Consider the following 12700-nt stretch of genomic DNA (forward strand, 5'->3'; position numbering starts at 1 on the left):
CTCACGGGATTTTGCGCAGGGCTTAGTTTTTCTCGCGAATCGAGAAGTTGGCCATGTGCTCCAGGCCCTTGATCAGCGCCGAGTGGTCCCAGTTGCTGCCACCGATCGCCGCGCAGGTGCTGAACACTTGCTGGGCGTTGGCGGTGTTCGGCAGGTTGATGTTCAGTTCTTTGGCGCCTTGCAGGGCCAGGTTCAGGTCCTTCTGGTGCAGGCTGATACGGAAGCCCGGATCGAACGTGCCCTTGATCATCCGCTCGCCGTGCACTTCAAGGATCTTCGAGGAGGCGAAACCACCCATCAGCGCTTCACGCACCTTGGCGGGATCGGCACCGTTTTTCGAGGCGAACAACAGGGCTTCAGCCACCGCTTGAATGTTCAGCGCGACGATGATCTGGTTGGCGACCTTGGCGGTCTGACCGTCGCCGTTGCCGCCGACCAGCGTGATGTTTTTACCCATGGCCTGGAACAGCGGCAGGGCGCGTTCGAAGGCATCGGGGTCGCCACCGATCATGATGCTCAGGGTCGCGGCCTTGGCGCCGACTTCACCGCCGGACACTGGCGCGTCGAGGTATTGCGCGCCTTTTTCGTTGATCTTCGCCGCGAAAGCCTTGGTGGCGGTTGGCGAAATCGAGCTCATGTCGATGACGATTTTGCCTTTGCCGATACCGGCTGCCACGCCGTCGGCGCGGAACAGCACGTCATCGACTTGCGGGGTGTCCGGCACCATGACGATGATGAATTCGGCTTCCTGCGCCACTTCGCGCGGGTTGGCCAGGGCGACGGCGCCAGCGGCGACCAGATCAGCCGGGGCGGCGTCGTGATGCTGCGACAGGAACAGGCTGTGACCGGCTTTCTGCAGGTTCGCCGCCATTGGGTGGCCCATGATGCCGGTGCCGATAAATCCGATTTTAGCCATGAGAAAATCCTCTTGTTTTTATTGCTGCTTCAAGCAAAAAGGGAGCTGTTTTTAATGTGGGAGCGAGCCTGCTCGCGAATGCGGTTTGCCAGGCAATGTTGATGTTGAATGTGCTGGCCTCTTCGCGAGCAGGCTCGCTCCCACAGGGTTCTTGCAGTGTTCTTAAATTGCGTTGTGGGTTTTCAGCCAGCCCAGACCCGCTTCGGTGGTGGTCAGCGGCTTGTATTCGCAACCGACCCAGCCCTGATAACCGATGCGGTCGAGGTGTTCGAACAGGAAGCGATAGTTGATCTCGCCGGTGCCGGGCTCGTTGCGCCCCGGGTTGTCCGCGAGCTGCACATGGTTGATCTCGCCCAGGTGCGATTGCAGGGTGCGGGCCAGATCGCCTTCCATGATTTGCATGTGATAGATGTCGTATTGCAGGAACAGATTGGCGCTGCCGACCTGCTCGCGAATCGACAGGGCCTGCGCCGTGTTGTTCAGGTAGAAACCCGGGATGTCGCGGGTGTTGATCGCTTCCATCACCAGCTTGATGCCCACCGCCTGCAGCTTGTCGGCGGCGTATTTCAGGTTGGCGACGAAGGTCTTTTCCACCGTGGCATCGTCGATGCCTTGCGGACGGATACCGGCCAGACAGTTGACCTGGGTGTTGCCCAGCACTTGCGCATAAGCGATCGCCAGATCGACGCCGCCACGGAACTCTTCAACCCGGTCCGGCAGGCACGCGATCCCGCGCTCGCCTTTGGCCCAGTCACCGGCCGGCAGGTTGAACAGCACTTGGGTCAGGCCGTTGGCGTCCAGTTTTGCCTTGATTTCGGCAGAGCTGAAGTCATACGGGAACAGGTATTCCACGCCACTGAAACCGGCCTTGGCGGCGGCGTCGAAACGGGCAAGGAAATCCTGTTCGGTGAACAGCATGGACAGGTTGGCTGCGAAACGCGGCATGGTGGTCTCCCGTTTTGGATGCTCGTTCCCACGCTCTGCGTGGGAATGCCTCTATGGACGCTCTGCGTCCGCTTTGGGACGCAGAGCGTCCCGGGCTGCGTTCCCACGCAGAGCGTGGGAACGATCAAACGATCAGCAGTCAGCAGTCAATCAAGCAACGAAATCGCCGTCGGCGCGTCGTTGCCGACCAGCGCCAGGTCTTCGAACTCGTTGACCGCGTTGATCTCGGTGCCCATGGAGATGTTGGTGACACGCTCCAGAATGATCTCGACGATCACCGGCACCTTGAACTCTTCGATCATCTGTTCGGCCTTGCGCAGGGCAGGGGCGATTTCCGATGGCTCGAACACACGCAGCGCCTTGCAGCCGAGGCCTTCGGCAACCGCGACGTGGTCGACACCGTAACCGTTGAGTTCCGGCGCGTTCAGGTTATCGAAGGACAACTGCACGCAGTAGTCCATCTCGAACCCGCGCTGCGCCTGACGGATCAGGCCCAGGTACGAGTTATTTACCACGACGTGGATGTAAGGCAGTTTGAACTGAGCGCCGACCGCCAGTTCTTCGATCATGAACTGAAAATCATAGTCCCCCGACAGGGCCACGACTTTCCGTTTCGGATCGGCCTTCACCACGCCCAGCGCTGCCGGAATCGTCCAGCCCAACGGGCCGGCCTGACCACAGTTGATCCAGTGACGCGGCTTGTAGACGTGCAGGAACTGCGCGCCGGCAATCTGCGACAGACCAATGGTGCTGACGTAGCAGGTGTCCTTGCCGAACACCTGGTTCATTTCTTCATAAACGCGTTGCGGCTTGACCGGCACGTTGTCGAAGTGGGTCTTGCGATGCAGGCTGGCCTTGCGCTGCTGGCAATCCTGTAGCCAGGCGCTGCGGTTTTTCAGCTTGCCGGCCGCTTGCCATTCACGGGCGACTTCGATGAACACGGTCAGCGCGGCGGCCGCATCCGACACGATGCCCAGATCCGGCGTGAACACGCGGCCGATCTGCGTACCTTCGATATCGACGTGAATGAACTTGCGACCTTCGGTGTACACCTCCACCGAACCGGTGTGGCGGTTGGCCCAACGGTTGCCGATGCCCAGCACCACGTCGGATTTGAGCATCGTCGCGTTGCCGTACCGGTGCGACGTCTGCAGACCGACCATGCCGACCATCAGTGGGTGGTCGTCCGGGATGGTGCCCCAGCCCATCAGCGTCGGGATGACTGGAATGCCGGTCAGCTCGGCGAATTCAACCAGCAAGTCGCTGGCGTCGGCATTGATGATGCCGCCACCGGCCACCAGCAACGGGCGCTCGGCCTGATCGAGCAGGGCCAACGCCTTCTCGACCTGAACGCGGGTCGCGGTCGGTTTGGCCAGCGGCAGTGGCTGATAAGCATCGATATCGAATTCGATTTCGGCCATCTGTACATCGAATGGCAAGTCGATCAGCACCGGGCCCGGGCGGCCGGAGCGCATTTCGAAGAAGGCTTTCTGGAACGCGTAAGGCACCTGACCCGGCTCCAGAACAGTGGTTGCCCACTTGGTGACTGGCTTGACGATGCTGGTGATGTCGACGGCCTGGAAGTCTTCCTTGTGCATACGGGCGCGGGGTGCTTGCCCTGTGATGCAGAGGATTGGAATCGAGTCGGCCGAGGCGCTGTAGAGCCCGGTGACCATGTCGGTGCCGGCCGGGCCGGAAGTACCGATGCACACGCCGATGTTGCCGGCCTTGGTGCGGGTGTAGCCCTCGGCCATGTGCGAGGCGCCTTCAACGTGGCGAGCAAGGACGTGATCGATGCCACCGACCTTTTGCAGGGCGGAGTACAGCGGGTTGATCGCTGCGCCCGGGATGCCAAAAGCGGTATCAACCCCTTCACGGCGCATCACCAGAACGGCGGCTTCGATTGCTCTCATTTTGCTCATGTTTTGTGCCTCTTTACGTTTTGTAATTGTATACAAGTGGCTTTGCGCAGAGTGTATTCACGGCGGACGGCGCAGGTCAATCCATTTTCTCAAGCGTCTGTTTCATTCGTCGGAAGCCAGTTGTGCTGTGGCTTTTCGTCGCATGCAGCGCTTTTCGATAATTATTGTATACAAAAAAATAGCTCATTGTGTTCTATTTGTGTGATCGGCCTGTGGCAGAAATGCACAGTTCCACGACTTTCCCTATAACAAAATGAGGACGGCACCATGAGCGCTTTAACCTTGAAAGTCGCAGTCAACCTGGTCAGCGAAGCCATCAATGCAGGGCGCGGCATCAACGCCGCACCGCTGACCATCGCGGTACTCGATACCGGCGGCCACCTGATCGCCCTGCAACGCGAAGACGGCGCCAGCCTGTTGCGCCCCGACATCGCCATCGGCAAAGCCTGGGGCGCCATCGCGCTCGGCAAAGGCTCACGGCTGCTCGCCCAGGACGCCCAGCAACGCCCAGCCTTTTTTTCTTCGTTGAACAGCATGGGGCAGGGCAGCGTTGTGCCGGCACCGGGTGGTGTGTTGATTCGCAATCAGGCGGGTGAAGTGCTGGGCGCGATTGGGATCAGTGGGGATTTGTCGGATGTGGATGAGCAAGTGGCGATCAGGGCGGTTGAGGCGCTGGATTTGAGGGCGGATGGCGGGGTGGCTGTTTGAATGTCAGCGTTTGAATAACCGCTTTCGCGAGCAGGCTCGCTCCCACATTGGTTTGTGGCCGGACACAAAATGTCTGAATCCGTTAAGCCCCCTGTGGGAGCGAGCCTGCTCGCGAATACGATCTTCGCTACACATCCTGCTATAACCCTGACGCTCCCTTTGTCATCTCCACAGCTAGCCTTCTCATGATCAAAATATGAGAAGGCAACGGAATGCCGGGTCTATCTGCTTCACATCGCTTGCGCATCGGACGCTATTCAGAACACAACCGCATCTATCTTTTGACTGCCAATACCGCCGGGAGAGAACCCATATTCAGCGATTTTTTCCTTGGCAGATTGCTTGTAAGTCAATTCCGCGCGGCTGAAGAAATGGGATCGGCCAATTCTCTGGCCTGGGTGGTCATGCCAGATCATTTTCATTGGCTGATCGAACTGAAAAGAGGCTCGCTCGGCGAGTTGATGCAGCGAACCAAGTCTTTCAGTACCAAAGCGGTAAAGCTTTCGACCGGTCGCAAGGCCAGCCTTTGGCAGCCGGGTTTCCATGACCGGGCACTGCGCAAAGAGGAGAATCTGGAGAAGATGGCTCGGTATGTCATTGCCAACCCGTTGCGGGCAGGGCTGGTCGATAGACTTGGCGACTATCCGTTGTGGGATTCGATCTGGTTATGAATCGAGGTTTGAGTTGCCGCCATTCGCGAGCAGGCTCGCTCCCACAGGTGATCTGAGAGCACCATAGATCCCAATGTGGGAGCGAGCCTGCTCGCGAAGCGGTCGCCCCGATATCACTGATCCGGCTCACACCCTCTAAGCACTAACCGAATGATCGTCTGCGCCGCCGCTTCGTAGTCCTCTTCATCCAGCTTGTCCTTGCCGGTGACGGCAGAAATCTGCCAGTCGAAGTCGGCGTAGGTCTGGGTGGCCGCCCAGATGCTGAACATCAGGTGGTTGGGGTCGATCGGGGCGATCTGGCCGCGGTCGATCCAGCTCTGGATGCAATCGATGTTGTGCCGGGCCTGCGCGTTCAGCTGCTCTACCAGGTCGGCGCTCAGGTGCGGGGCGCCGTGCATGATTTCGCTGGCGAATACCTTGGAGGCGTAGGGCAAATCGCGGGAAATGCGGATTTTCGAGCGGATGTAGCCGCTGAGCACTTCACTCGGCACGCCGTCCAGGTTGAACGGGGTCGAGGCTTGCAGGATCGGCTCGATGATGCTTTCCAGGACCTCGCGGTAGAGGTTTTCCTTGGATTTGAAGTAGTAGTAGACGTTGGGTTTCGGCAATCCTGCCTTGGCGGCGATGTCGCTGGTTTTGGTCGCCGCGAAGCCTTTGTCGGCAAACTCTTCGCTGGCGGCGCGCAGGATCAATTGTTTGTTACGCTCGCGGATCGTGCTCATAAACCCGGTGATTCCTTGCCTGTTCTGGCGGTTGCGCATGGTAGCACCGGCCTTGAGCGGCGCTCAACAATGCACCCTGTGGCCTGCGGTCGCGTTATGCTTGGCAACATTCATACACAGAAGGAACAGGATTCATGGCAGGAAGCAGTTTGCTGGTGCTGATCGACGATATCGCCACCGTTCTGGACGATGTTGCGTTGATGACCAAAATGGCTGCCAAGAAGACCGCTGGCGTGCTCGGCGACGACTTGGCGCTCAACGCCCAGCAGGTCTCCGGCGTGCGCGCCGAGCGGGAAATTCCCGTGGTCTGGGCGGTGGCCAAGGGCTCGTTCGTCAACAAACTGATCCTGGTGCCGTCGGCATTGGCGATCAGTGCCTTCGTGCCATGGCTGGTGACGCCGCTGTTGATGGTCGGTGGTGCTTACTTGTGTTTCGAAGGGTTCGAGAAGCTCGCGCACAAATTCTTGCACAGCAAAGAGGAAGACGAGGCCGGGCATGCGCAACTGACCGAAGCCGTGGCCGATCCGGCTACCGATCTGGTGGCGTACGAGAAGGACAAGATCAAAGGCGCGATCCGCACTGACTTCATTCTGTCCGCAGAAATCATCGCGATCACCCTGGGCACGGTGGCAGATGCTCCGCTGACTCAGCAAGTGACTGTCATGTCCGGCATCGCCATTGTCATGACCGTCGGCGTTTACGGTCTGGTGGCGGGCATCGTCAAACTCGACGACCTGGGTCTGTGGCTGACACAGAAGCCCGGGCAGATGGCCAAAAAAATCGGCGGCGGCATCCTCAGCGCAGCGCCCTACATGATGAAAACCCTGTCGGTGGTCGGCACGGCGGCGATGTTCCTGGTGGGCGGCGGCATCCTCACCCATGGCGTGCCGGTGCTGCATCACTGGATCGAAGGCGTGGGCGCTGCGGCGGGCAGCGTCGGGTTTGCGGTGCCGATGTTGCTCAATGGCGTGGCGGGGATTATCGCGGGGGCGGTGGTGTTGGCGGTTGTTTCTGTGGTCGGCAAGGTCTGGCGCGCAATCAAAGGTTGAACACAGCCCCTCTGTAGGAGTTGTGTCAGTAAAAAGGGCCATTCAGTTTTCACTGAATGGCCCTTTTTTTTGTACCCGCCGAAATTTACTCGGCGATCTGCAACTTGCGCGCTTCGGTATACACGTAACGCACTTTCTCGTACTCGAACGGCGAGTTCATCTGACCGTAGCGGAAGCTGGTCTGGTAGCGCTTGTCGATCGCGCGCAGGGCCCAGACTTCCGGGTGGTTGGAGCTGACTTCCGCAACGTTGAGGAAGTTGATTGCAGTGTCGGCGGTGTAGTCCACGGCCAGGCCTGCAGTGTCACGGATGTTCGACGGGCCGAAGATCGGCAGCACGAAATAGGCGCCGCCCGGTACGCCGTAGAAACCCAAGGTCTGACCGAAGTCTTCGTTCTGGCGCGGCAAGCCCATGGCGGTGGCCGGGTCCCACAGGCCGGCGATGCCGATCGTGGTGTTGAGCAACAGGCGCGCGGTGGTTTCCATCGAGCGCTGGCCTTTGAACTGCAGCAGGCTGTTGACCAGGTTCGGCACGTCGCCAATGTTGTTGAAAAAGTTGCTCACGCCGGTGCGCAGAAAGCTTGGCGTGATATAGCGGTAGCCATCGACCACCGGCAGGAAGACCCATTGGTCGAACCGGTAGTTGAAGTGATAGACCCGGCGGTTCCACGACTCCAATGGGTCGTAGACGTTCAACGCATTGAGCGTCGAGCGTTCGAACTCACGCTGGTCCAGGCCCGGGTTGAACTTGAGTTTGGTCAGCGGCTGCTTGAAGCCGTCGCTGTCGACCACCACCGGTGCATCGGCTTTACTGTTGTCGGCCTGGGCCACGCCTGCACAGAGGAACGCTGCAATCAGCAGGAGATATTTAGCCACGGAAGAACTCCAGCATGGCGTCGCTGTTGACGCGGTAGTTAAGGTTGCCGCAGTGGCCGCCCAGTGGGTAAACGGTCAGACGATCACCGAATGTCTTGCGCAGAAAGCCCAGGTCGCCAGGGCCGAGGATCACGTCGTCGGCGTTGTGCATCACGGCAATTTTCTTGCTTTCGTGCAGGTAATCCTTGAGGGCGTACAGGCTGACCTGATCGATCAGTTGCAGCAGGCTGCCGCCGTCGGTGCGCGCACGCCACATCGGAATCACTTGCTCGGTGATGTAGCAGTCGAAGTCGCATTGCAGCGCACGCTTGAGGAACGGCGTGAGGCTGGTGCCTTCGGTGATCGGGAATTTCGGCGGAGTGATCAGGCCGCGACGGTTGACCAGGTCCGACGTGTAGGCAATGTCGGCCGCCGAGAAGCGGAACGAAGTGCCGATCAGCATGGCCATCTGTTCGTTGGTCAGGTGCTGCTTGGACTGCTGGAAGTCATACAGAAGCGCATCGTTGAGGTCGATGTAGCCTTTTTGCTGGAAGTATCGGGTCAGCTTGGTCAGTACCAATTCATAGAAGGTGGTGCTGCTGTTGATGCCCTTCACCTCGGTCTGTACCAGCTTGTCGAGGTTGGTCACTGAGGTATAGAGGTTCACCGGCGGGTTAAGCAGCAGCACTTTCTTGAAATTGAAGCTGCGACGGGTCTCGTCCAGGTGCGCAACGAACGCGGCGTCGAGGGCGCCGAGGCTGTAACCGGTCAGGTAGTACTCGGTAACCGGCAGTTTCGGGTTTTGCGCCCGCACGGCCTGCATCACCCGATACATGTCTTCGGCGTCTTCCTTGGTGACGCCCGGCGTGGCGAAACGCGAAGCGGCGCTGATGAAGTCGAAACTGGTCGGCGACGACAGTTGCACGACGTGATAGCCGGCCTTGTAATAAAGCTTTTTCAGGTATTCGTTGAGCGTGCTGTCAAAGCGCGCGCCGGTTCCGGCAATCAGGAAAATCAGCGGTGCCGGTTTGTCCTGGGTGGCGATGCGATAGGTGAGTTTCTTCACTGCCCAGAAATTGTCCGGCAGCTGGAACTCGCGCTCCGGACGCAGCGTAAGGCTCTTGTCCGACTGGTTGATGTCGTCGTCCAGCGGCAACTCCGGACGCAGGTCCGGCGGAGTCGTGGCGATGGTCGCCTCGAACGGGTTGGTCAGCGGGTAGCCATAACTGGCGGCGTCGATATCCACCGCCAGTGCGGACGCACTCAAAATAAGGCCGCTGAACAGCGCGGCGAAGCGCAAGGAACGGAGCATGACTAGATCCCTTAGAGGAAGGTACCGATTGAAGTTCGCAGGCTATGACCACCGGCCGTGCACCAAAGTGCCATGCTGCGGCACTAAACAGGCGGAATTCGGGGTAATAGTAGCTGGACGATACACGTTGCGAGGGCTCGCTGAACAGTTAACAGTTGTTAGTGCTTGCCAACGAGGGTTGGCAGATTAAGCTGGCCGCCGATTTCTGTAGATTGGAGTGGTCCATGTCCTGCCGTTTCCCCCTGATTGTGCTGCTCCTTTTGATGCCTTTGTGGCTGGCCGCCAGTTATGGCGCGCGTTATGGCTTTATGGAAGATGGGCGCTGGGTGGGCATCTGCGTGGATGAGGCCAGCCGCTGGGAATGTCTGGTGCGCTCGAACCTTGGGCTGATGATTCATTTCAAGGTGCTGGGCTGGGCAGCGGTGGCCGCAGCGGTGTCGGCTTTCGTCGTGCCGGGACGGGCAGGGTGGTGGCTGGCGGTGCTGGCGCTGATGCTCGGGTTGCCCGCATTGGCGCTGTACAACACAACGTTGGCTGTGTTTGCAGTGGTGATTGCCGGGTTGCGGTTGGTCAGATCCTCACGCAGCATCTGATAGCGAGTCTTCGCGAGCAGGCTCGCTCCCACAGGAGCATGCATACCAACTGTGGGAGCGAGCCTGCTCGCGAAGAAGCCGGTATGGCCAAAACTACTGTGGCCGCACCCGCAGGCAGCGCCATAACGCCGCCACCATCAACCCGCTGACAACCGCCCAACCCCATGCCTGCTGATTCAGCAATCCTTCCTGATATAACTGCGGCGCGATCCCCGCTCCGACGATAAAGGTCAGCAGCGCAATCTCCCGACGCGGCACGTTTACCGGGCGGCACAGGTAAACCAGCGCCGGCAGTACGAACGCCATACTGGCGAAACTGCGATAACGCGGATCGAAGACCATCTCCAGCATCATGACTGCCGCCGCAAAGCCTGCCGCCGCGACCAGCCAGCCGGCACGGCGCTCAAGGAAATCGAATGCGCGTGAGCGCCAACCCGTACGCGCGCTGAGCGTCAGCGCGGCATGCGCGAGCACCGACAGGTTCAACGCGGTCAGCAAGCCGACCCACAGCCACTCGCTGGGAAACCGCGTGGTCAGTCGCGCCAAGTCACCCCAGGCGCCAATCGAACAAGCGGCCAGTGCGCCCAGTAATGGCAATATCAATGCCGAGCGCGTTGTGCGCACGCGACCGCCAAGGATCAGCGTGCCAAGGAAAATCACGCCACCGACCGCCAGCCATTCTTTCCAGTAGGGCACATTGGACACCGGTCCGGCGAGCACGCCTTTGTCTTGGCGATCCGCGTCGAACAATCCCCAATAGCCGCCTACAGCGCCTTCACTCCCGCGTTTCCACGGCTGGTCGAAGGCTTCGATCAAGTTGTAATGCCAGCCTTCCTGCTCGGCCATCGCGACAAAGCCCCGAATGAACTTCGCCTCATTGACCCGGCTCGGCACGGCCGTTTCGCGCTGGCGGCCCTCGCTCGGCCAGCCGGTTTCGCCAATCATCACGTCTTTCGGGGCGAATTTGTTGCCGAACACCTGGCGTACATTGGCCACATGTTGCAGGGCGACGTCGATGTTCGACGGATCATCTTCCCAGTAAGGCAGCAAGTGAATGGTCAGGAAATCCACGGCCGGTGCGACTTCAGGGTGCTTGAGCCAGAATTCCCAGACGTCGGCGTAAGTCACCGGTTGCCTGATCTGGCTTTTGACCTTGCTGATCAGGCTGACCAGTTGCGCGCCGGTGACCTCTTTGCGAAGCAAGGCCTCGTTGCCGACGATCACTGCGCTGACGACATCCGGGTTGGCGTTGGCCGAGGCAATCAACAGGTCGACCTCTTTCTCGCTGTCCACCGGGTTGCTGTTGACCCAGGCGCCGATCATCAGCTTCAGACCATGCTTGCGCGCAAGGCCCGGCAGCGCTTCCAGGCCGGTCATCGAGTAGGTGCGGATGCATTCGAAACGCGTCGCCAGCAGCGCGAGGTCGGCGTCCATGCGCTCGGGGCGCAATTTGAGCGGCACATCGAAAGGCGATTGGTCTTTGTCGAACGGTGTATAGGAGGCGCATTGCAGCTTGTGCGTCGGCGTGGCGGCGTCCGGCAGTACCACCGGTTTACCGAGGCCGTACCAAAAACCGCTGAGGGCAAACAGCCCGAGCAGGCAGGCGAATAGATAAGGCAGAAGAGGCAAACGGGAGGTCGCGGGCATGGTCAGGTCGAGTGGCTGCAAAGCGACGCATGTTACCTGCATTTATAGAGGGGCAGGTGGGTCGCACGCTTTGCCCATGCAAAGTTCGGGCGGATTGTCCGGCGCCAATTATTCAGGCGTGATTAATGGCTTTCTGATGTCGTTTCTCGTTGCCTTGAGGTCGCTGACAGAGCAGGTCGCCTGCGGCGTGAGGTTGATGATCAGGCATCAGTACCCTTTCTGAAAAATCGGCTGATGATCGAGTGTGTTTGCGGTTCGGCGTGATGGGGGCGCTGAGCACCATAACAATACGTTGACGATGCCCGGCATCCGTCGGGCGCAGTATTTCGGGGAAGTAACGATGAAGATGCGACGACTTTTAGGCGCAGGTGCCGCGCTGGCGCTTGCGATGAGTGCCACTTTCGCCAACGCTGAAAAACAGACCCTGAACATCGGTTACGTTGACGGCTGGTCCGACAGCGTCGCGACCACCCACGTGGCGGCCGAAGTGATCAAGCAGAAACTCGGCTATGACGTGAAGCTGCAAGCGGTCGCCACCGGGATCATGTGGCAGGGCGTGGCCACCGGCAAACTCGACGCCATGCTCTCGGCCTGGCTTCCAGTGACCCACGGCGAATACTGGACGAAGAACAAGGATCAGGTCGTCGATTACGGCCCGAACTTCAAGGATGCAAAAATCGGCCTGATCGTGCCGGAGTACGTCAAGGCCAAGTCGATTGAAGACCTGAAAACCGACGACACCTTCAAAAATCGCATTGTCGGCATCGACGCCGGTTCAGGCGTGATGCTCAAGACCGATCAGGCGATCAAGGATTACGGTCTCGACAAATACAACCTCAAGGCCAGTTCCGGCGCCGGCATGATTGCCGAGCTGACCCGTGCCGAGAAGAAAAACGAATCCATCGCCGTTACCGGTTGGGTGCCGCACTGGATGTTCGCCAAATGGAAACTGCGCTTCCTCGACGACCCGAAAGGTGTTTACGGCGCGGCTGAAACCGTGAACAGCATCGGCAGCAAGGGCCTGGAAGCCAAGGCACCGGAAGTCGCCAAATTCCTGAAAAACTTCCAGTGGGCTTCCAAGGATGAAATCGGCGAAGTGATGCTGGCGATTCAGGACGGCGCCAAACCCGATGCCGCCGCCAAGGCCTGGGTCGCCAAACACCCGGAGCGCGTGGCTGACTGGACTAAATAACCACCACACGGCCTGACCCACTGTGGGAGCGAGCCTGCTCGCGAAGACGATCTGTCAGTTGCTGTGATATCGACTGACACGACGCCTTCGCGAGCAGGCTCGCTCCCACAGTTTTTTGTTGTGCACTCAAGAATGGCAAAAACATCATGGCCATCTACTACTAAGGTCGT

The 12700-nt window shown here is 59.4% G+C and carries 12 protein-coding genes; 5 read left to right on the forward strand and 7 right to left on the reverse strand.

All coding sequences use genetic code 11. From position 1 onward, the window contains the following. Window positions 1-22: 22 nt before the first annotated feature. The 3 genes from HU727_RS01495 to gcl form a co-directional block, all read right to left on the reverse strand. Entirely contained in the window at window positions 23-916 is an 894-nt protein-coding gene (locus HU727_RS01495) for a 2-hydroxy-3-oxopropionate reductase (protein WP_186531975.1), read from the reverse strand. A gap of 162 nt (window positions 917-1078) precedes the next feature. Continuing rightward, window positions 1079-1861, reverse strand: a complete 783-nt coding sequence (gene hyi / locus HU727_RS01500) for a hydroxypyruvate isomerase (RefSeq protein ID WP_186531974.1) — start codon at window positions 1859-1861, stop codon at window positions 1079-1081. 146 nt (window positions 1862-2007) lie between these two features. Beyond that, a complete protein-coding gene (gene gcl / locus HU727_RS01505) occupies window positions 2008-3783 on the reverse strand; it encodes a glyoxylate carboligase (protein WP_186531973.1) in 1776 nt (591 codons plus the stop codon). A gap of 267 nt (window positions 3784-4050) precedes the next feature. Between gcl and HU727_RS01510 the strand changes: the two genes are divergently transcribed. Continuing rightward, the gene (locus HU727_RS01510; RefSeq protein ID WP_130927505.1) at window positions 4051-4491 is read left to right on the forward strand and encodes a GlcG/HbpS family heme-binding protein; all 441 of its coding nucleotides are present in this window, start codon (window positions 4051-4053) and stop codon (window positions 4489-4491) included. 212 nt (window positions 4492-4703) lie between these two features. Continuing rightward, complete coding sequence (locus HU727_RS01515; protein ID WP_186531972.1) at window positions 4704-5162, forward strand: REP-associated tyrosine transposase; 459 nt, start codon at window positions 4704-4706, stop codon at window positions 5160-5162. Between the two features lie 113 nt (window positions 5163-5275). Here HU727_RS01515 and HU727_RS01520 read toward each other — a convergent pair whose 3' ends face one another. Next, window positions 5276-5884, reverse strand: coding sequence for a TetR/AcrR family transcriptional regulator (locus tag HU727_RS01520; RefSeq protein ID WP_186531971.1), 609 nt, complete (start codon window positions 5882-5884; stop codon window positions 5276-5278). Window positions 5885-6018: 134 nt separating this feature from the next. On the opposite strand from HU727_RS01520, the gene HU727_RS01525 reads away from it, so the two are divergent. Beyond that, on the forward strand, window positions 6019-6933 hold the full coding sequence (locus tag HU727_RS01525; RefSeq protein ID WP_186531970.1) for a DUF808 domain-containing protein: 915 nt from the start codon (window positions 6019-6021) through the stop codon (window positions 6931-6933). An 85-nt stretch (window positions 6934-7018) separates the two neighbouring features. Here HU727_RS01525 and HU727_RS01530 read toward each other — a convergent pair whose 3' ends face one another. Continuing rightward, window positions 7019-7807 carry an MlaA family lipoprotein gene (locus HU727_RS01530; protein WP_056783881.1) on the reverse strand — a complete coding sequence of 263 codons (789 nt, stop codon included), beginning with the start codon at window positions 7805-7807 and terminating at the stop codon, window positions 7019-7021. Continuing rightward, complete coding sequence (locus tag HU727_RS01535; RefSeq protein ID WP_186531969.1) at window positions 7800-9098, reverse strand: serine/threonine protein kinase; 1299 nt, start codon at window positions 9096-9098, stop codon at window positions 7800-7802. The genes HU727_RS01530 and HU727_RS01535 overlap by 8 nt, the downstream gene beginning before the upstream one ends. 224 nt (window positions 9099-9322) lie before the next feature. On the opposite strand from HU727_RS01535, the gene HU727_RS01540 reads away from it, so the two are divergent. Then, entirely contained in the window at window positions 9323-9691 is a 369-nt protein-coding gene (locus tag HU727_RS01540) for a hypothetical protein (RefSeq protein WP_186531967.1), read from the forward strand. 93 nt (window positions 9692-9784) lie between these two features. Here the strand turns inward: HU727_RS01540 and HU727_RS01545 are convergent, their stop codons facing one another. Further along, on the reverse strand, window positions 9785-11380 hold the full coding sequence (locus tag HU727_RS01545) for a glycoside hydrolase family 17 protein (protein WP_186531965.1): 1596 nt from the start codon (window positions 11378-11380) through the stop codon (window positions 9785-9787). 298 nt (window positions 11381-11678) lie between these two features. Here HU727_RS01545 and HU727_RS01550 point away from each other — a divergent pair, with 298 nt between their 5' ends. Further along, on the forward strand, window positions 11679-12530 hold the full coding sequence (locus HU727_RS01550) for a glycine betaine ABC transporter substrate-binding protein (protein WP_186531963.1): 852 nt from the start codon (window positions 11679-11681) through the stop codon (window positions 12528-12530). Window positions 12531-12700 lie beyond the last annotated feature (170 nt).

It is taken from the genome of Pseudomonas khorasanensis, assembly GCF_014268505.2.
In the GTDB taxonomy this organism is placed as follows: Bacteria; Pseudomonadota; Gammaproteobacteria; order Pseudomonadales; family Pseudomonadaceae; genus Aquipseudomonas; species Aquipseudomonas khorasanensis.